Raw genomic sequence first — 20,896 nt, 5'->3', positions numbered from 1 at the left:
CTCTTTGTAAGCATACTGATATTCAGTAAGTTATAAAATATTATCTTGCCATTGATAAATTTTAACAAACAGCCTAAATGCCGTTATGTTCGTTCCGTAGTGGGTATAAACAAGAATTTTGGTATAATTGCTCTGTTTTTGTGCAGAAAAGTTTGTAGAATAAAAAATGATTTGTATCTTTGCACCGCTTTAAAAGAAAAGCACTTCTGAAAAAGAAGTTTTGGAGAGGTGGCAGAGTGGTCGATTGCGGCGGTCTTGAAAACCGTTGTGCTGCGAGGCACCCGGGGTTCGAATCCCTGTCTCTCCGCAATAAATGCTGAAAATCAGCAAATTGCAAAATAAACACCCAGTTTTACACCCAAGAATGTAAAACTGGGTGTTTTTGTATTATTTAAGAAATGGATTTTTGCTGGGGTTTATTAAACAAGATACTATTTCTTCTTAAAATAAAAAGATACATCAAAGGTTGCCTATGTACATGCGAATGCATTAGATAGGCAACCTTTAGTTATTTAAGTGGCATTGCATTACTTAGGAAATGTGGCTTCAATTTGTTTGGCAACACGTTTTATAGCACCTCTAATGTCTGCAGATACGCTCAATCCTAATGTACTGTATGCACCACGACATGAAGCTATCGGGCGACCCGTGAGGAAATCTATGAAATTCACAGTTACAATGGATTCTTCTTCTAAAATATCTACCCCATATTTTACCATAAGCAGTTTTGACTGTTGTGTTGCAGTCATTTCATTTATACGCATATCACTGACCAACGTAAGTCGAGAGCCTTCTACTGCATCAAACAACTGTATTTCGTATTCCATCAGTTGGGCAGGAATGTGATAGGTGTCATTGTTGATGATTGAGGCATATTCATATTTAGACAAATCTGCATTTTGCGACACAACGCTTTTAGAGGTTGTGCAAGATGATACGGCTATTCCGATAAAAAATAGGAATGTGATAATTACTCTATTCATAAATACTTATTTAGGTTCGATATGCAAATAATAGCTTTCTTCTGCCGATTCCTCCTCATCAGGAAGCTGATGCAACATCAGCATGCGGGTGGTTTCGTTTTCCCAATACCTTTCAGCCACTACACCTTTTTCAGGCAGACATTTGAATAGACTTTCTTTGCCGTTGGCATTTTCTCCAGTACCAATACTGTTTTCCATCAGTATCATGACTGCCTTTTTAGTTGTCGGCAGAAAGTCTGCATCCGGCAGCAATTTATGGTTTACTGGGACAAATAGAGAATAAGGATTATAGCCCTTGGCAACAATGTCATACAACTTGTACTCATAATTTCGATCCAACAGACAATAGGCCGTCAGATTCGTAGGCTTCTGTAGATTAATTGCGCCCCATTCAAGTCCCAAAAAATCGCGGTCATAAAGCGTGATGCGATGCGAAGTTTCATATTCCACTTTTCCATCGCGGTAGCCTTTCAGATGGCTCTTTACCGTACCGCTCTTGAAGAAGTGCGAACTCCATTGTGTAGTGATATGTGTTTCTGCGCTTTCTGCAGAAACTTTGTTTTCAGCCACTTTGAATGTGTGAGGAAAATCATCTGCGCTCCACACAATAGAATCATAATAGTGTGTGAACTCAGGGATGTCTATGGGTGAATATTCACCGTTTATATCCGTGATTCGAAAGGTAATCAAATCGAGAGGCGCCGGCAGCGGACTTTCAATCCTCATAAAGGGAGTATATTCGGACATTATCATCTTGAACTTCGCTTCTTCTGGTATAGGTTCTTGTTCTGGATCTGTTGGTCCATCATTGTTAATAGCTCTGGATAAACAGATAAGCGTATAAACCTTTCTTTCTCCATCATTGGCTGAAATCTGAATCTCTTCGTGTGCAACATCATTAGAAGTCGATGGAGGAAAGTGAATTTTCACCTGATTGCCTTCTATCTTGAGGGTGGCCCATCCACAATCGTATACGTAAGAATCTCCTGATATGGGGTTGAGCACATCATAATTCTCGCAAGTCATTACCATATTGCCTCCCTTGCCATTCGTCTCAAAAAAATAGGACGGAGAAACGTCTGTGGTTGATTTTAAAAATTGGACGTTTGCAGGCGTAATGATTTCATATGACCACTCCATGGGTCTTGCTGGTAAAACATCATCCTTGTCGCAAGCCGTTAAGAGCAGGCAGACAAGCACCATAAAAGGCATGAACATTTTATTCATATTCGTATCATATACTCTATTGGCCCCATTCGAGTGGCTAAATGGATGATGAGAAACGTGAGCCAATTATGTGAATTAGTCAAGACTTAATCTGACAGTTACGTATAAAAAGAATAAATTTGTAACAGAAAACAGATTAAGTTATGACAACATCAGAAAAGGTCATCAAGAACAAACTGGGATTGCTTGAACTCTCCCAACAGTTAGGAAACGTATCACGTGCTTGTAAGGTTATGGGCTACAGTCGTGACAGTTTTTATCGTTTCAAAGAGTTGTATGAACAAGGCGGTGAAGTCGCCTTGCAGGAGATTTCTCGCCGTAAGCCTGTCATAAAGAACCGTGTGGAAGAACACATCGAGCAGGCAGTCGTACAGATGGCGATAGACAATCCTGCATTGGGGCAAGTCCGTGTATCCAATGAGCTACGTAAGAAAGGTATTCTTATTTCGCCGGGCGGAGTGCGTTCCATTTGGCTACGGCACGATATGGAGACCTTCCAGAAACGCCTGAAAGCATTGTCAGCCAAAGTGGAACAAGAGGGCATTATCCTTGATGAGAACCAAGTGGCGGCATTGGAAAAAGCAAAAGAAGAAAAGCAGGCTCATGGAGAGATAGAAACTTATTATCCCGGTTTTCTACTTGCCCAAGACACTTATTATGTAGGATATATCAAAGGTGTGGGACACATTTATCAGCAGACCGTCATTGATACTTACTCCAAAATCGGATTTGCCAAGTTGTATGACAGAAAGAATGCGCTTGTTGCTGCCGATATGCTTAACGATAGGGTTATTCCTTTTTTCGAGCAGCATGACTTGAAACTGATGCGTATGCTAACAGATAGAGGAACAGAATACTGCGGAAACAGAGAAAATCATGAGTATGAATTGTATTTGGCTGTGGAAGACATTGATCATTCTAAGATTAAGGCGAAAAGCCCTCAGACAAACGGTATATGTGAGCGATTTAACAGAACCGTGCAGAATGAGTTCTATGCTATTGCATTCAGAAAGAAAATCTATACCTCTATCGAACAGCTGCAAGCAGACCTTGATATGTGGATGAACTCCTACAATACCCAAAGAACACACTCTGGAAAGTACTGTTTCGGGAAAACGCCCATGCAAACTTTTATCGAAGGAATCGCTGTGGCAAGAAAGTATCAACTGCAAAATCAGGAAATGATAAAACCGAATGAGCAGGATAAAATCTCATTCGGTTGTGAGGATGATGAAACTTGTGTAACTTCGCAACAAACATCTGACAGTTTTTTTGTCCGATAGTAAAACAAATGTCAGAACAAGTCTTGACTATTACAAATTATGCTTCATCCTAAGCAATCAGATGAACATACCGTTTCTTTGATTTTTTATTCTTGGGTAGATGATTCTACACAAATGTAAAATTAGTCATTTAATCGAGATTTTGCTTTATGTTGAACGAATTTATAATTTGAATCCTCTGTTTTTTTGTTCTCTCTGCACCGAATTACGCAGATTCTGCTCTAACTTTTCCCATTGTTCCTTAAACCATTGTACTATGGGCTGTCGGTTTATGGTCAGCACCAACTTATGTTCTTCGGTCAAATCGTCCTCAATCTTGCAGACCGCATCCTTTATTTTGAATGACTGTCTATGCTGTGTGGAGTACAGCTTGCCACTGCAAACGATGGGCTTCCTTTTAGCCAAAAGTACGTCTATCATTTCCTGTGTAAATCCAGCTGACTTGCAGAACTTCTCCATTTGCAGCATTTCTCTCATAATGGGGAACCATTTGAACGCTTTGCCGATGATTTCATTCAGCTCTTCTATTTTCTTCACCTTCATGTTCAGCTCCTGTCGGTGTACCTCCTGCTGGCAGTGTTTCTCTGTGCTGTGACGCTCTTCCTGCATCCTCATGTGGTCGTTCAGCAGACGAATCTGATTGTTACGTTTGTCTATTTCACCCTGTAGCTTTCCGTTGGCTTGTTCCAGCTCCTTCAGCTTACCGCTACCGAAAAGAGAACCGACACCGCTGGCAATGGCTGTCATGGCATCCGTAGCCTTGTTTTTCAACTGCTCGGTTCTGGCTTCACTTTTGATTTTAGCCAGCTCGCTTTCCGCCCGTTCCTTTTCGGCAAGCAACAGACCGATGTTTTCCTGTATGTCCTCTGTCTGGTTCAGCAGGTCACGGTAGTATTGGGCGGTGGTGGTATGCCGGGCTTCCGAGCCGACAATGCCTCGCTTCAATCCGTATTTGGCCATAGCCAGTGCATACCCGTCCTGATAGGCTTTCAGTTTATGCCGGGTCATGATGTCATTGGCTGACAGCCGTGCTGCACCGCTCGGTTTCTTGCGGTAGTTTTTCTTCACCAGCTTTTCTGACTTCTTCTTTCTGCGTTCAGTCTGGACGATAGGGATGAGGGTGGCATGGATATGGGGTGTTTCCTCGTCCATGTGCAGCACGGCCGAAACCACGTTCTCGCTGCCGTAGGTACGTTTCATCCATTCCACGCTGTCCCTGCACCATTCATCCAGCTTGCCTGCCTGCTCTATCTGCTTCATGTCCTTGGGGCTTCCCGATAGGATGAAGCGGATGGCACGTACCTGGTTGGTGCCTATCTTGCGTGTCAGTCCGGCACTTTTCAGCCTGTGGCTGATGGCTTCGTTGCGGTTGGTTACTCCACTGGGGAACTCAATCAGCTCACGGTTGAGATGCGTCCGTGTCGGATCTGCGTTCTTCGGGGTGGTCTTTCTTTCGATGTGGTCGGACATCTTGCTGTCCGACCCGTGCGCTTTGTCAAGATGCAATACTGCGAATCCCATGTTCTTCCTTTCTTTCTGATTCGTTAGACATTTGTTTTCTTACCCCTCTTGGGGGCGGCATAGCCGTTCATCGGGGGTGTCCAGAGGGGTGGAACCCCGTTGGCTCATTGGGGGATTTTTAGCGTTACTTGTAATGCGGCTCGAAAAATCCCCTAATGAGCTACGACTTTTTCAGCATGGAAAAGTCCACGCGCCCGTCCCTACATGCTGAGCCCTCTGCCCCGTTTGGTTGGTTCCTCCCCGGTGGCTTCTTTTCCCTTTTGTCGGCTTGCTGTTTCAGCTTTCATCCGGATGGCTTCCGCCTGCTTTCCGGCTCTCTGCTGTTGTAAGTATTCGTTCAAGTCCTTGCATCCTCTGTAAATCTGCGAAGCGTCCCGGATGTATCGGTCTCTGCCGTATTCCATGCGGATTTGCCGGAGTGCTTCCAGTCCTGCATGGTCGTTGTCGAAAAAGCAGTGGATGCGCTCATAGCTGCCCAGCGGATAGAGAGCCTTGTTCACGTTCGATACGGAGTTCAATACAATGTAGTCCTGCCCGTCCAATTCCGGATAATCCGGGCAGCTCTCCTTTCTCAATGTCAGAAAGGAAAGATAGTCCATGAATCCCTCGAACACATAGCAGGAAGTCCTTGCTTTCCCCGATTGTTTGATGTGGGAGATTTCCTTGGGCGCGATGCAGCCCTTGAAATAGGGGTTACGAACCTCAAACCCACCCGAGCCGTTAGGGAAGGCGATGGCAAAGTAACGCTTGCCGTTGTGGGTGTAACGGGCTTCGCTACATTCTCTTTTTGCCAGCTCCAGATTTATTCCTCTTTTCTGCAGGTATGCAAGCAGGGCAGGAGATGATAACGGTACTATCTCCAGCTGCTGGAAGCTCGGACCGAAAGAGTCCTGCTTGCCAAAAGAGAAAGATACCGGGTGTACATGCGGTGTCTGTTCCGCAATCCGCTCCAGCAGGTAAGGTACATGGTCGGTAGCATACAGGTGTGCAGCCAGTTCAATGATGCCGCCCCCTTTCCCTAAACGTAGGCTCGGTACAGAACGCCTTACTGCCTTTCGGCAGTAGGTTTTCCCGTACCTGCCCCCAAACCGTACTTGCATGTCTCCACGCATACGGCTCTCCGTTGATAACATGACTTTATTTAGCATGGCTGTGTATTTTGGCATAACACTTTTCACAGACAACCAATGTCTTCCTATGCTTTTCAAGCATCAGCCTGTCACATTCAGTTTTTCCTTTAAGCTGATTTAGCTTTCTGACATGACGCATGACTACAGGTCCGACTTTTCCACATAATTCACATGTTCTCGCATCCAATCGCTCAGTAAGTGTCGGCTGTGGAATTGCGATTGTGTAGGATAAGTCGTTTACCTCCGTATAGTACATTGGTGGTTTACGTTTGAATCCCTCATTATAGAATTTCCTGTACCGTAATTTACCTTTTGCATCCTGATATGGCACTATAATGTCATTCCCAACCTTATATTTGTCAATGACTTTGCTTACAGTGCTATTGGTTTTTCCTGCAATGGTATGGTACATACTGTACTCCATGATGTATCCAAACTTTGAGAGCGCGTATGCCACGTTGTTGGCAATGCAGTAGTAGTTGTAGAACCCTCTGATTTCAGAGTTATATGCCGCCACTATGTCCTCGATTTTCTTCTTCATAAGATTGCCTCTGAACTTTGCAAACCAAACTTGTCGGCCATTTTCTACCTTGTATCTGATGGCGCTGTATTCTTCCAGTTTGTTCCGCACCGTTTCTATGGCGACCTTTAGGACTATCTTACCGTTGTAATAACGGGCTGGCACATTGTTCTTGTCCCGCTTGATAGCATCAGACTTACGGACTGAAACATCGAAGCCAAGAAATTTCGCGGGCTTTTGTGCGTTTGTTATCAATGTCTTTTCCTGTGACAGTTCCAGCTTGAGGTTTTCTTCCATATACTTGGTAATGTCCGACTTGATTTTAACGCACTCTGCCTTGCTTCCGATAACACCAATGAGGAAATCATCTGCGTATCTTACGTATCGAAGCCTTCTGTATGTTTCATCCATACTGTCTCTGCTCTCAATCTTTTGCCTTTCACGTCTCAGTTTCTCATACTCATCCCTAAGCTGTAATCTGACATCTGCATCCTGTATGTTCTTGATGCTTTTAAGGATGCGTTGCATCTTATCGCTAAGTTGCTTGTATTCTTTGGTGATGTGTCTTTCTTTTCCCTTATTGAAGCGTAGGGCGTATTCTTCCATATACTTGTCAAAATTATCAAGATAAATGTTTGCCAGTATAGGACTGATATTACCGCCTTGTGGAGTTCCCTTGTTTGTATTATGAAACTTCCAGTCTTCAATATATCCCGCATTCAACAACTTGCGGATAAGCCTTAGAAATCTATCATCGGCAATCCGTTTCCGCAAAGTTGCAATCAATACATTGTGGTCTATGTTGTCGAAGAATCCTTTAATGTCTCCTTCCACAAACCATTTTGTACCTGTAAATGTCTTTTGGATATGGGTCAATGCGGTATGGCAGCTTCTGTTTGGTCTGAATCCATGTGAGGTGTTTGCAAACACCTCTTCATAGACGGCTTCAAGAATCATGCGCACCACCTCCTGTACAAGTTTGTCCTCAAAGGAAGGAATTCCAAGCGGTCTTTTCTTACCGTTTTTCTTGGGTATGTATATCCTTTTTGCCGGATTAGGCTTGTAAGACTCATCTCTCAAAGATGCAATGACTTTGTTTATTCTTTGAAGACTCATCCGATTGATGGTTTTCCCATCCGTACCGGGTGTCATATTGCCTGGTTTGGCGTAAATACGCTGGTAAGCAACATGAAACATCTCCTCATTGAATAAGATACGGTACAGCCTTTCGAACTTGTAATCCGAAACTTTACCATGCTTGTTTAAAGCTTTTAATACTTGCTCAGGACTTCTCATAATGTCTCACACATTTTCCATTATTTGTATTAAGTTATCTAACTGCTTCCCTTCGCCATGTACAAGGCTTTCCCTTGCTCGGACTACTACGGAAGCTCCGTTCCCATGTCAGATATTCAGGGTCCTATGCCCATAGCCTTACGGCATTCTGATTTAGGGAATCCCCATTTGCTTTCACAATAACTGTTTGGCTCGGCAGACTGTCGGATGCGACTTACGTTCCTATTCCACTTATTGTGGTTGCTCTGAAGCCAGCTCCTGCTCCATTGTAATTTCGGTTTACATGGGGTGCTTCAGCCCGACGTGAATCAAATACCTTTCGTCGGGGCTGGTACGTGTGCAGCAGAACTATCGTTCAACCAATCAGGCTTCATCCTTGTGTCTGTCTTTTCCTCTCGCCATGCAGTCGCAGCTTGGTATTTAGCTGACTAATGACTTTACCGACATGCTTTTGTCACCTTTGGATTTCTCCTCCAGCTAAGTCGTTGAGGATAGGTCTGTTGAACTCTAACCTAATCTCTTGCCATAGAGATATTTATTGTGTAGCCTATATGGGCGCATCGAAGTCGTACCACTGGTTGCGTTCGGTGTTCACTTTGAAGGAAGCCTCTGTTTCTTCCCTCAAGGGAGATTTGTACCAAAGGTTGATACCCTGCTGTTTGACGGGTGAATACCCCAGGCTGTGCAGGTAGTCAGCCAGATTGATTTGTTTTGCAGTCTCGATGTTCATAAGGAAATCGTTTTTAGTGAGTGCTTTGATTATTTCTCTTTTTGCCCGCAACTCTTAAAAGTATGCGGTCAGTACAATCACTTCACTAAACTCCTAATATATAGACCCTCGGAATAAAGTGAAGTGATTTGTCTGTTTCTGAAATCACTTCACTAAATTGTCGTATATATAGGATACGGGAATAAAGTGAAGCGATTTTCGGGATTGTCGGCTAATAGTGGTAATCGGGCTTGAAGGAATACTTCCTGCCGTTTTCCTGCACTATCATCCGTTTGTTGCGCAGCATGGTGATAAGCGCCACTGCATTCTGGTGATTCAGTCTAACCCCTTCTGCCAGATAAGTCCTGATTAAGGTGTCTTCCAGCTCCTTGTAGCCGTATTCCTCTTTCAGTGCAAAAGCGGCTTCCAGTGCGGCACGGTGCTGCGGTTCTGAAATATCCTTGTAAGGGTCAAACTTTTCCACCGAGGGTCTTCCCGGCTTCCTTGCTTCCGGCTTGTAGCCTTCCGCAAGTTCGGGCAGGGCTCTGTCGTTGATGCAGAATGCAAAAGGCTCGAAATCCATCGCCCGGATGTGCATGGCGGAAACATGGCTGATGTCGCTGTTCCCCTTGTCCTTTTCCACCAGCAGGACTGTTTCCGCCTTGTTGTTCAGTTCCGTACCAATGTGCCCTCTTGCGTTCTCATCCCCCTTGTTCTGATGCAGTATCGTATGGATATGAATCTGCCTGTCGTCCGTCCACTGCATCAGCTTGGATATGATGCGGGTGGATTCACCGGGGCTGTTGATGTCGTACACCATATCCCGGATGCCGTCTATGATGACCAGCCCAATATCCGGTGAGTGGTAGATAGCCTGTTCTACAATGCTGATGCGCTGTTCCGGGGTGTATTTTCTCAAAGCGAGAAACTCCAGATAACCGCTGTCCCTGTCGTCGGGCAATCCTGCCATCCGCAGGATCCGCTTCATCACTTTCAGGCAGTGGTAGGGGCTTTGCTCCGTATCTATATAAAGCACTTTCCGCTTTTCCTCGGGCAGTTCAGCTGCATATCGTAACACAGTACCGTTCTTCAATGCAGCAGCTACGATAGCCGATACATTGAAGGTCTTCTTGCTCTTGGCTTTGCCGATGGATGTACTGAAATTGCCCAGCGTCCCGATGACAGAGCCGTGTACTTTCAGAATTTCGGGGGCTTTTTCGTAACATCTTGACAGACTTAGCCGGGATTCCTGCCAGAGGATAACGGCTTGTTCGGGTGATATTTCTTTTATATAGTCCATAATCACCTCCTTTATCTGCGTCCTCCGGTTTTCTTGCCAGCCAGTTCCAGCGCCAGTTCCGCATCCACGATAATCTTGCGTCCAATCTGGGTAATGGCTTTGTCTATCTTTCCGCTTTTCTTGATGCGGTTGGCTGTGGGCAGGCTGCACCCGAAAAGCTTGGCTATGCCGAGTATGCCGTACACGTACTTTCTTTCCGTGTCGGTGGTCGGCTGTGTTTGCGCTTCTGCCTGTACCGAAGCGTGTCTGCTTAGAAAAAGGAACTCTTCGCCTGTCATCTGCCAGACGGGTTTCACTAACAGTTCTTTGAGGTTGTTCATCGTCCGTATGATTAGTTGTTTGACAATAGCCCTGCGCACAGGCTGTTTTTTCTGTTCTCGAACGATGCAAAATTAGGTAGGGTTTTGAGTGGTAAGTATGTGGATGATAGATACGGATTGTTCTGTTATATCGCTGAATATCAAGAAATAAAAATACCACTCAAAAATTATTTTGAGTGGTATAAGTGGTCATGTCGTAAAATATATTGGAATATCACGGGTTATCGGAATATTCCGCCCATTTCTTTGACGAACTTTTGATTGGGAATGCTGGGTAAATCGGAGACGGGTTCCCTGTACTTGGACTTGTAATAGTTTTCATCAATATTTAGGTGTTTCAGGATGGCTTCCTTCCATTTGTCCTTATCCTGCCCCGGCAACTGCTCCCTCATCAGGGAAATCAGATAGCATACCCGTATCTTTTCCCTTGGCTTTATTTTCAATACGCATTGGCAGGGATGCAGATTCATGCAGGCATAGAAATCCGGTGCGGTAATGTCTTCAAACTGTTCCCCTGCACAAACTTCATGAATGAGGGAAATCAGTTTCATGCTGAAATATTCAGGCAATCCGGCTGTTGTAGCCGTAGCCGATGCGGTTGCCGTTTCAGTTTCCGGCTGGCTGTCTGTACGGCTCTGCCTGTTTGCTTCGTTCGGTTGGCTTTCTTCGTCCGGTACATATTTGGTCAGGATGCCCATGAAGTGTACGCTAAGCAGGTAGATGTCATCGCAACGGTTTTTCATGTATTGCCGGGCCTCTTTCCAGAGAAGGGTTTGCTGCTCATAAAGATGGTCCAGCTGGGCTTTCCCCTTTTCATATTCAGCCTTGCAACGCTCATATTCTCTTTCCGCCAGCTTTTCTTCTTCGGGTGTATGCTCTCGGTAGCCGATGGAATCATAGCGGTTGTTGGCTTCGTTCATCGGTTTGCGCAGCCTGTTCACCACTTCCATCTCTTCCTTGATGGCTTCTTTGTAGCTGTCTGCGTATTGGTTGCATACACGCATAATCACCTCATCATGGGGAAGGCGGTAAGCTTCATAAAGCCGTGTGTATTCTCTGACTTCCTTTTTCAGGCTTTTCAGCAGCAGGGCACATGGTTCTGGCGGTGTATGAAGCACCAGTTCAAGGATAGCTCGCTCAAAAGCCTTTATATCGCTCCATTCCGAGTAGAAATCAACGATGAATTTCTGCTTTTCAAAAGAGAAAGTATGGCTTACAATCCAGTCTTTGCAGATTCTGTTCAGTTCTCCGTATTGAGGAATGAGGGTTATTATCGTTTTCTGCATGGCATACTCTTATTATTGGGGGTCTTTGTCAAGGAAAGAAGCCAGTTCTTCTTCCACTTCTTCTACGCTGGGCAACGCTGATTTCAATTTCTCGGGAATTGCCTTGCTCAATTGGTAATCGCTGATGCCGATGGGCTGGTCATAGCCGGAAAGGGCATACTGGGCAACCACTTCGTCCTTCCCTCTGCACAACAAAAGACCGATGGTCTTGTTGTCGTGTTCCCCTCTCAACTTATCATCCACCACGTTGATGTAAAAGTTGAGTTGTCCGGCATATTCCGGCTTGAAAGGAGTGGCTTTCAATTCTATGACAATATATGCGTGCAACGGAATGGAATATAAAATCAGGTCGGCAAAGAAATCGCTGTTTCCTACTTGGAAGTGCTTCTGCCGGGCAACGAAGGCAAAACCGTTGCCCATTTCCAACAGGTAGCGGGTAACGTGTTTCACCAGCTGTTCTTCAATATCCCTTTCGTCTGCTTTTTCTTTGGCTCCTGCCAAATCAAAGATGTACGGGTCTTTGAGCAGGTAATTGGCAAGGTCGCTTTGTGGAGCCGGAAGTGTGGTCGTGAAATTGTTAACCTTGTTGTTGCTGATTTGTCGGCTATACAAATCACTGTCAATCTGTAATTTCAATACATTACTGCTCCATCCCATTTCCACAGACTGCTTCATGTACCAGTAGCTTAGACCCAATGGAAGTGAACTGTTAAGCATAATCACATGGCTTGCCCAATTAGTTCTTGCAACAGGTGATGTCATGAATACGCTTTCTATATCCTTAATTTCCATTTGGTAAATATCAGATACAGTTTTGGTAACATTGTGGATTTGTGCAAGAGGTTCTTGCGTGATTATCATTTCTTTGTTATCAGCAGATTGAATTTGCGCAAGAGGCTCTTGCGTAAATTGAAAATCGTTTAAGAAGTGTACTTCATCCTCAATTTTCTTCACGTTTGGTGCTATCAGTCTTGCATCTGTTTCTATGAAACTTTGCAACGCTCTTAAAGGATATGCTTTTGCAAACTGACACATATAGGTAAGGTTACGTTCCGAATAGCCTTTCTTCTCAGGGTAATGCAGTCGGATAGCCTTTGCCAACTGCTTGATGATTTTGCTTCCCCATCCGTGTAGCTGCTGGTGATAAAGGATGTAATTGCCTACCTTCCAGTAATGGAACAGCATTTGTGCATTGGCTGCAACAATCAGCCTTACTTGTGCCTGTTCTATTTCCGAACCGACCGCTTGAATGAATGCATCAAAATTCGTTTTTTCTATGTTGGATTCCTTGTTGCTCATAATGTGATGATAATTTCTACAAATATAGTCATTGGTAACTATCTATGAAACTGTTTGATACTTTTATAGTTGATTAAACTTGTTCATGGCGTTCGCCTTAATATCATCCGCTATGTCAATGTAGGGTTTCATAGCCTTGTAGTCGCTGTGCCCCGTCCATTTCATGACCACCTGTGCCGGGATTCCGAGAGCCAGCGCATTGCAGATGAATGTCCTTCTTCCTGCATGGGTACTGAGCAAAGCGTATTTGGGTGTGACTTCATCAATACGTTCATTTCCCTTGTAGTAGGTTTCGCGTACAGGCTCGTTGATTTCTGCCAGTTCGCCCAGCTCTTTCAGGTAATCGTTCATCTTCTGGTTGCTGATGACGGGTAGAGCCATGTAATTCTCGAAATGGATGTCCTTGTATTTGTCCAGTATGGCTTTACTGTATTTGTTCAGTTCAATCGTCAGGCTGTCGGCAGTCTTGACTGTGGTTATTTCGATGTGGTCGGATTTCACATCGCTTCTTTTCAGATTGCGAACATCCGAATACCGCAAACTCGTAAAGCAGCAGAACAGGAAAACGTCACGCACACGTTCCAGGTATTGCTTATCCTTGGGTATCTGGTAGTCTTTCAGCTTGTTCAGTTCATCCCAAGTCAGGAAGATTACTTTTTTCGAGGTGGTTTTCAGTTTCGGTTTGAATGTATCGTATGCAATGTTCTGATGATGTCCTTTCTTGAAACTCCAGCGCAGGAACCATTTGAGGAATCCCATTTGCTTGCCGATGGTGCTGTTTCTCATATCCTTAGTGTCACGCAGGAAGTTGACGTATTCGTTCAATCCAAACTCGTTGAAATAGTTAAACGTTGCATCCTCCTTGAACTCTTTGAGGTGGTTCCTCACTGCTGCAAATTTTTCATAGGTGGATGCCGTCCAGTTATTCTGGTTACCTCACTCTTTTACAAACTCATCGAACACCTCCCAAAAGCTGACAGGGGCTTCTTCCGGCTGTTCTTCGCTGGTGTCTTTCATTCTCATGTTGAAAGCTTCCTTCAACTGTTGGGTCGTTGGCATAACCTCCTGCACCTCAAATTCCTTGAAAATATTCTGGATTTCGGCATAGTATTTCAGCAAGTCCGTATTGATTTCGGCTGCACTCTGCTTTAGCTTGTTGGTACATCCGTTCTTTACCCGCTGCTTGTCTGCATCCCATTTGGCTACGTCAATCCGGTAGCCCGTTGTAAACTCGATGTGTTGGCTGGCAAAGATGACACGCATACGGATGGGTACGTTCTCTACGATTGGCACACCGTTCTTTTTCCGGCTCTCCAATGCAAAAATGATGTTACGCTTGATATTCATAATTGGGTGCGTTTGAAATTCTACACCCAAATATACACCCAATTATTGAGATAGCAAAAGACATTTAGAAACATTTAGTTTTACTCTATATTGTAATTTGCACTTGATTATCAGTTGTTTGCGGTTTTATGAGATTCTGTGAAAGTATAAGTTCGAGAGCCTGTCTCTCCGCTGAATTAACCGGAAAAAACGGACAGTAAACACACAAGTCCCACAAATCCAATGATTTGTGGGACTTTTTTTATCCCCTTGTGCCTGCCTTAAAGTATTTATCTATTAAAAACTTAATCCTACGAAGCAGGTCAGAAAACAACATAAAAAAGGCCATCTATCCCAGACAGCCAATCTTTTGTTAACCTTAAATCTAATACTATGAAAAACACATTACAAATGTACATGTTTTCCGCTAACCTCCAAACCGGCAGCGGTTAATATTATATTATATAACAACCCTTAATGCTCATTAAGGCTTTATCAGCGAAAACGCAACGTGCATTTGCTCCCAACGCATCATCCGTTTGCCCGGTGTGCATTATGCATCCGGCACAGATGGATGATGCGTTTTGCAAATCCGTCACATCAACAGTCAATTCTAAAATAACCATTACAATGAAAGCAACCCCAAACAAAGGAATGAAACTCTCCGCTGAAGATGTCAGAGCCTGCCTTCAGCACCGCTTGCACCGTAGCTTGAACTATATACCTCATGCTGCGCTCCCGCTACATCTTTCAGAGCCGCTTGAAAAGCGTGGAACGCTGCCGTCTCACGCCAGCCAAGGTGCTGGGCTACTTCAAGGAGGAAGGGGAGGAGTTGGGGGTAGGAAGTAAATTGGTTAGTTCGGATGGAAAAATTCGTATATAATGCATAAGCCGCATCCGTCGAATATAATGAAAGGAGATGTGATGAACAATTACTAACTTATATTCGTGAGAATAGACTGATTGAGAAATATTAATAAAGTAAAGAACAAAAGATAACAAAATAGTATAGGACAGTTAAAGTACAAAGGACATTTCGGTAGCGTGGAATACGGTGAAGAAGACAATTGCTTGTTTGGCAAAGTTCTTGGTCTTAAAAAGGATTGTATTACCTATAAAGGTGAAATCATTAGTGAATTGAAAAGTAACTTTGAGGGTGCTATCCTTCATGGCATGGCAGCCGCCAACGTCTCTCCCATTCTAACTTTGCAACATGTTTTATTAATAAAAATATGCAAAATAGAGAATGTATTTCTAATACATTCTGATTATTTTAGTATATTATTATATAGGGTGGTGGAGGATGAGGTGAGTCCCTCTTCCGCCATCTTATTTATTTCATTAATTTTTAGCCGATTCTAACTGTTTATTTGTATCCCCTTGGCTGGTCCCTTACCTTTGTCATGTTATCGAATTAAGAATAGACAAAGATGGAAAAAGAAATGAGCCCCATGACAACGGAGATACTGAAGAAAGGTTATCTCCTCTTCCCCATTCCCCGCCGGTATACACGGTTTGGTGTTTCTTTGTGGGATATGCCAGACCCGGATAATGGGAATGTAGACACGCATTGGACGTATGGCGGTTATGAGTATGTGAGTAATCAAAACTTCCATCCAACCGCCTGCGATGCTCCATTCGCTGGAAAAGGAAATGTGCCCGGTTGTGCGGCCAATCGTGCGTCATCGTTGCAGGTAGCGGATTTTTTGTTCTTTATTTGCAGAAAGGTTATGCGGAAGTATTCCTGCAGGGCTCGGATAGTAGTGAATCCCGTTGTGTTTTAAAGTGTTATTATTTGTAGACAGTTAATGTCTTTTGTTGTCAGATTCATTGATTTTTATTCTCTTTTCGTATATTTGCGCCCATTAATTAAAGATTGTCACACGACTATTCTGAAAAAAGTGTGATATTCTGATAGCATATTTATAATAGGGTTATTCCTGATTTTACACTAAACTGGATAGGATTAATGGAGAATTTGAATGCAGTGATTACGGGAGTTGGAGGATATGTTCCGGACTATGTCTTGACTAATGATGAAATATCTAAAATGGTGGATACCAATGATGAATGGATTATGGGGCGCATTGGTATAAAGGAAAGACGCATTTTGCATGAGGAGGGGCTTGGAACTTCATATATGGCTCGTAAGGCTGTGAAACAACTGATGCAGCGCACAAAGACCAGCCCGAATGACATTGACTTGGTTATCGTAGCTACTACCACTCCCGATTATCACTTTCCTTCTACCGCGTCCATCTTATGTGACAAATTGGGCCTGAACAATGCTTTTGCTTTTGACATGCAGGCTGTTTGCAGTGGATTTCTGTATGCAATGGAGGCGGGGGCGAATTTCATACGTTCCGGAAAATATAAGAAGGTTGTCATAGTAGGAGCTGATAAGATGTCATCGGTGATTGATTATACAGACCGCGCTACCTGTCCTATTTTTGGTGACGGTGCTGCTGCTTTCATGCTGGAACCCACCCGGGAGGATATGGGAGTAATGGATGCCGTATTGAGAACAGACGGGAAAGGTCTGCCTTTTTTACATATCAAAGCGGGAGGCTCCGTATGTGCTCCATCTTACTATACACTGGACAATCGGATGCATTATATTTATCAGGAAGGACGTACAGTCTTTAAATATGCTGTGGCCAATATGGCGGATGCTTGTGAGGCGGTCATGGAGAGGAATCACTTGACGAAGGAGGACATTGACTGGGTGATTCCCCATCAGGCAAACATGCGTATAATTACTGCTGTTTCGCAACGCTTGGGAGTATCTCCCGAAAAGGTAATGGTCAATATAGAACGGTATGGAAATACAAGTGCCGGCACGCTTCCATTGTGTGTATGGGATTTCGAGGATAAGCTGAAAAAGGGGGATAAACTGATTTTTACAGCATTCGGAGCAGGATTTGCTTGGGGGGCTATTTACGTGAAGTGGGGATACGACGGAAAAGGTTGAGGCTCTCTGATAAGATTTAGGTTGTTTGTTTTTTTTCTGATACAACTTTTAGTATCTTTGCGAAACAGCAGTTTTTTATTGTGACAGAAAATTGCATGTGTTTTGTTAACCATATAGAAAACTAAAAACAATCAGCGTATTATGAACCAGGAATTATCCATGAGCCCCAATCTATTGGTGGCTGCCCTTCAAAAACCGGCTTCCGAATTTACGAAAGCAGACATTGTTTCCTATATAAAGGAGAACGACATTCGTATGGTGAACTTCATGTATCCTGCGGCAGACGGGAGACTGAAGACACTGAACTTTGTCATCAATAATGAGGCATACCTTGATGCCATACTTACATGTGGTGAACGCGTAGACGGTTCCAGCTTGTTTCCGTTTATAGAGGCCGGTAGCAGTGATTTGTATGTAGTGCCGCGTTTCCGGACCGCTTTTATAGATCCTTTTTCTGAATTGCCCACGTTGTCAATGCTCTGTTCTTATTTTAATAAGGATGGTGAACCGTTGGAAAGTTCTCCGGAATATACCCTGCGTAAGGCATGTCAGGCATTTACTGAGGTTACGGGGATGGAATTTCAGGCTATGGGAGAATTGGAATATTATGTAATTTCTGAAAATGACGGATTGTTCCCGGCTACCGACCAACGTGGTTATCATGAATCGGCCCCTTATGCCAAGTTCAATGATTTCCGTACGGAATGTATGTCATATATTGCGCAGGCAGGCGGACAGATAAAGTATGGGCATTCTGAAGTCGGTAATTTTACGCTGGACGATAAGATTTATGAGCAGAATGAAATAGAATTCCTGCCGGTGCGTGCCGAGGAGGCTGCTGACCAATTGGTGATAGCAAAATGGGTTATCCGTAATCTGGCTAGCCAGTATGGATATAACATTACTTTTGCACCGAAAATCACGGCAGGAAAAGCCGGTTCCGGATTGCATATACATATGCGTATCATGAAGGACGGGCAGAACCAGATGCTGAAAGATGGGGTACTCTCTGAAACAGCCCGTAAGGCCATTGCGGGCATGATGAAGCTGGCTTCTTCCATTACGGCTTTCGGTAATACAAATCCTACTTCCTATTTTCGTCTGGTTCCTCATCAGGAAGCACCGACCAACATTTGCTGGGGCGACCGCAACCGTTCGGTATTGGTACGCGTTCCGTTGGGCTGGTCGGCAAAAACGGATATGTGCATGTTGGCAAATCCGTTGGAGACCCCAAGTCATTATGATACTACACAGAAACAGACGGTGGAAATGCGTTCGCCTGACGGTTCGGCCGATTTGTATCAATTGATTGCCGGACTTGCTGTAGCTTGCCGTTATGGATTTGAGATAGACGATGCTTTAGGAATTGCAGAAAAAACATATGTCAATGTAAATATCCACAAGAAAGAAAATGAAGATAAGTTGAAACAACTGGAACAGCTTCCTGATAGTTGTGCCGCTTCTGCCGATTGCTTGGAAAGACAGCGTGCTGTCTTTGAACAATACCATGTGTTCAGTCCTGCAATGGTTGATGGGGTTATCTCTAAACTGCGTTCTTACGAGGATAGAACCTTGCGTGCAGAGATACAAGACAGTCCGGAGGAGATGCTGAAACTGGTCGAGAAGTATTTCCACTGCGGATAGGAGAAGAAATGAGGGCATAACTCGCCGCAGGTTACACAGATTGCTATAGAATTTCTGATAATCAGGAACTTTTATCTGTGTTAATCTGCGGTGATTGTGTATTTTGACACCTCTCCATTATTCCTTTGGCTTTGAATACTGGTTCTGCTTTTTGTATTTCCGATTCGAAGCCGAACCAATAACCATTTTGGGTATTGTCGTCAATGGGTAGAAAACATAAGCGGAGGCTTTCTTTGTAGTTTCCATAGATGACTTCCCAATATTCCGGTGGCATCTGGCGCTTGGTCTTGACTTTCTCTGCTGGTTTTTTCTTTAATGACATGCCAGCCTCTATCCAGGCAATGGTGACCATGATTTTATAGGCCGGATAATGCATACTGCAGAATTCATAGAGTACGAGACCTCGCTTTTCCAGGCTCATGGGCTGGTCTATAAGATTTTTATCGATTAAAAATTCCAGAAAGCGACGTAGGAAGTCGTTGTCATCCAGAATCAGCTTGCGGGTGATGGCTTGCCAAGCAGTTGTGTTATAGAATCCATCCAGAAGACGTGACAGTTGCCGGGCTGTTTGAAGCTCGTTGACACTGATTTCATTTGTTTGAAGCACTTCATAAGGGGGGAGAGGAGAATATCGGATGCCCAGTTCTTCCGCTCTTCTTCTCATTTCTGTGCCGGGAAGTAACTTCAGGGATTCAAGCTGTATCTCGCCGGCATTGTATCCGGCAAGTGTACGCACATCTTCAAATATTTCGGATAGGCGGTATAGAGGCAAGCCGGCAATGAGGTCGGCGTGTGTTTCCATATTGGGTAGGGAACATAGGAAACGAAGACCTTGCAGTGAGTCCTCCAGGCTTCCCATCCGACGGCTTTTTTGGAGGACCGGTTCGCGCAGGCTTTGAATACCGGCCTCGAGATGGAGCAATCCTTTAGGTAGCTTTTTCAATTCATTTTTCAGCTCTTCGGATAATAGTGCAGGGTGTATTTCTAAGTGAAAGCATATGTCCGGGTTGAATTCCAGGAAAAGTTGCAGTAATTCTTTAGCACGGCGCGGATTATAATTAAAGGTCCGGTCGAGGACGCGTACGTTTTTTATTCCATGGCTGTGGATAATTTGAAGGCGTTCACGGATACTTTCAATGGACAGTGTGCGCACCGGTTTTTCTTCACCGCTGACGCAGAATGCGCATGTGTTGAAACAGCCTCGGGTAGTCTCCAGTTGTACGAATGGTTTGCTCCAGTTGAAGAAACTGCTGTTTTCCGGCGGTACGAGTCGGGAAAAGTTGAGTACACGGGCTATGCCGTTGTCTATATATTGCTTTTGAGGATTCATATAGCAAAGCCCCGGAATGCTGTCCCATTTTTCCGGCTGGTTCCAGCAAGACAGCCATTGGGGGAATGCTTCTTCTCCCTCTCCCCTGAATACACAGTCGATGAAAGGGTTTTTATGCAGAAAGTCTTCATTGTTTCCTAAGAATTCAGGTCCGCCCAAAATGAAGCAGCTATTGGGAAGCAATGCTTTTAATCTCGCCGTGATGTGCAACAGTTGTTCGTGGTTGAACAACCATGTCGTTGCGGCAATGATGTCGGGTTGGTGCCGGTATATTTCGTCGACAATCATTCCTACGTTTTCATTGATGGTGGCAGATACGATTTCCCATTTTACGGAATTGTTCTTTGCTATTTGTGCGTGCAGTGCAGGGAGTGCCAACGAAGAGTGTGCATACGAGCTATTGAGGTCTATCCAAAGAATTTTCATGTTTAATTGAGTTTCATCTTTGCAAAGATAACTGATTTTGCTTTTCGTATAAACAAAAAGGGTTATATTTGCATGACGGAAATCGAAAATAGTAGAGTGTTGGTATAGAATGTTTTTTGAAAGATGAAATATTTCTTTTGTATTCTTATTTCTATGAGGTGATAAAGGGTTATCTTATCACTGGCTTGATAAAGTAAGGAAGGAAGTGCTATTAAGTGTGATTGATACAGAATGCAAAATATCGGAATAAGTTTCCAGCTATTTTGAACATTTTGAGAAAGTAAACTCTTTTGTACAAGAACTGGTTTAGGTAATTGATTCCTTC

At 43.9% G+C, this 20,896-nt stretch carries 16 protein-coding genes, 1 tRNA gene and 2 pseudogenes; 7 read left to right on the top strand and 12 right to left on the bottom strand.

Translation table 11 applies throughout. The features are described 5' to 3' along the window. The first annotated feature begins 222 nt into the window (after positions 1 to 222). A tRNA-Ser gene (locus JXR92_RS15340) sits at positions 223 to 307 on the top strand. A 220-nt stretch (positions 308 to 527) separates the two neighbouring features. Here JXR92_RS15340 and JXR92_RS15335 read toward each other — a convergent pair. Next, a complete protein-coding gene (locus JXR92_RS15335; protein WP_131225330.1) occupies positions 528 to 983 on the bottom strand; it encodes a hypothetical protein in 456 nt (151 codons plus the stop codon). 6 nt (positions 984 to 989) lie between these two features. Continuing rightward, positions 990 to 2,195: a hypothetical protein gene (locus JXR92_RS15330; RefSeq protein WP_131226407.1), complete on the bottom strand. Its 1,206-nt coding sequence runs from the start codon at positions 2,193 to 2,195 to the stop codon at positions 990 to 992. A gap of 158 nt (positions 2,196 to 2,353) precedes the next feature. Between JXR92_RS15330 and JXR92_RS15325 the strand changes: the two genes are divergently transcribed. Next, positions 2,354 to 3,493: an IS481 family transposase gene (locus JXR92_RS15325; protein WP_094582489.1), complete on the top strand. Its 1,140-nt coding sequence runs from the start codon at positions 2,354 to 2,356 to the stop codon at positions 3,491 to 3,493. A 162-nt stretch (positions 3,494 to 3,655) separates the two neighbouring features. Here JXR92_RS15325 and mobV read toward each other — a convergent pair whose 3' ends face one another. From mobV to JXR92_RS15280, 9 genes and pseudogenes are all read right to left on the bottom strand, one after another. Beyond that, entirely contained in the window at positions 3,656 to 5,014 is a 1,359-nt protein-coding gene (gene mobV / locus JXR92_RS15320) for a MobV family relaxase (RefSeq protein WP_131225329.1), read from the bottom strand. A 200-nt stretch (positions 5,015 to 5,214) separates the two neighbouring features. Then, positions 5,215 to 6,147: a toprim domain-containing protein gene (locus JXR92_RS15315; protein ID WP_226791199.1), complete on the bottom strand. Its 933-nt coding sequence runs from the start codon at positions 6,145 to 6,147 to the stop codon at positions 5,215 to 5,217. 4 nt (positions 6,148 to 6,151) lie between these two features. Continuing rightward, entirely contained in the window at positions 6,152 to 7,960 is a 1,809-nt protein-coding gene (locus JXR92_RS15310) for a reverse transcriptase/maturase family protein (protein ID WP_004308094.1), read from the bottom strand. 562 nt (positions 7,961 to 8,522) lie between these two features. Continuing rightward, positions 8,523 to 8,690: pseudogene (locus JXR92_RS15305) on the bottom strand (toprim domain-containing protein); the annotation flags it as partial. 211 nt (positions 8,691 to 8,901) lie between these two features. Beyond that, the gene (locus JXR92_RS15300) at positions 8,902 to 9,969 is read right to left on the bottom strand and encodes an AAA family ATPase (protein WP_206897523.1); all 1,068 of its coding nucleotides are present in this window, start codon (positions 9,967 to 9,969) and stop codon (positions 8,902 to 8,904) included. A gap of 11 nt (positions 9,970 to 9,980) precedes the next feature. Next, entirely contained in the window at positions 9,981 to 10,289 is a 309-nt protein-coding gene (locus tag JXR92_RS15295) for a DUF3853 family protein (RefSeq protein WP_117701267.1), read from the bottom strand. Positions 10,290 to 10,510: 221 nt separating this feature from the next. Next, positions 10,511 to 11,575 (bottom strand): hypothetical protein, encoded by a 1,065-nt coding sequence (locus JXR92_RS15290; RefSeq protein ID WP_131225326.1) that lies wholly within the window; start codon positions 11,573 to 11,575, stop codon positions 10,511 to 10,513. A gap of 12 nt (positions 11,576 to 11,587) precedes the next feature. Next, positions 11,588 to 12,874, bottom strand: a complete 1,287-nt coding sequence (locus JXR92_RS15285; protein WP_131225325.1) for a PDDEXK nuclease domain-containing protein — start codon at positions 12,872 to 12,874, stop codon at positions 11,588 to 11,590. Between the two features lie 63 nt (positions 12,875 to 12,937). Then, a pseudogene (locus tag JXR92_RS15280) lies at positions 12,938 to 14,221 on the bottom strand (site-specific integrase). A gap of 706 nt (positions 14,222 to 14,927) precedes the next feature. Here JXR92_RS15280 and JXR92_RS15275 point away from each other — a divergent pair. The 5 genes from JXR92_RS15275 (at position 14,928) to JXR92_RS15255 (ending at position 18,815) form a co-directional block, all read left to right on the top strand. Then, complete coding sequence (locus JXR92_RS15275) at positions 14,928 to 15,083, top strand: hypothetical protein (RefSeq protein ID WP_226791197.1); 156 nt, start codon at positions 14,928 to 14,930, stop codon at positions 15,081 to 15,083. Positions 15,084 to 15,244: 161 nt separating this feature from the next. After that, a complete protein-coding gene (locus JXR92_RS15270) occupies positions 15,245 to 15,562 on the top strand; it encodes a hypothetical protein (RefSeq protein ID WP_174647008.1) in 318 nt (105 codons plus the stop codon). 68 nt (positions 15,563 to 15,630) lie between these two features. After that, a complete protein-coding gene (locus JXR92_RS15265) occupies positions 15,631 to 15,984 on the top strand; it encodes a hypothetical protein (protein ID WP_117965358.1) in 354 nt (117 codons plus the stop codon). Between the two features lie 185 nt (positions 15,985 to 16,169). Then, a complete protein-coding gene (locus tag JXR92_RS15260; RefSeq protein WP_138345565.1) occupies positions 16,170 to 17,171 on the top strand; it encodes a beta-ketoacyl-ACP synthase III in 1,002 nt (333 codons plus the stop codon). 141 nt (positions 17,172 to 17,312) lie between these two features. Then, positions 17,313 to 18,815 carry a glutamine synthetase family protein gene (locus tag JXR92_RS15255; protein WP_138345563.1) on the top strand — a complete coding sequence of 501 codons (1,503 nt, stop codon included), beginning with the start codon at positions 17,313 to 17,315 and terminating at the stop codon, positions 18,813 to 18,815. 61 nt (positions 18,816 to 18,876) lie between these two features. Here the strand turns inward: JXR92_RS15255 and JXR92_RS15250 are convergent, their stop codons facing one another. Further along, positions 18,877 to 20,571 (bottom strand): B12-binding domain-containing radical SAM protein, encoded by a 1,695-nt coding sequence (locus JXR92_RS15250; RefSeq protein ID WP_138345561.1) that lies wholly within the window; start codon positions 20,569 to 20,571, stop codon positions 18,877 to 18,879. Positions 20,572 to 20,896: the final 325 nt, after the last annotated feature.

It is taken from the genome of Bacteroides parvus (assembly GCF_017309675.2).
GTDB classification, from domain to species: domain Bacteria; phylum Bacteroidota; class Bacteroidia; order Bacteroidales; family Bacteroidaceae; genus Bacteroides; species Bacteroides uniformis.
This window is presented reverse-complemented; position numbering and strand designations above follow the sequence as displayed.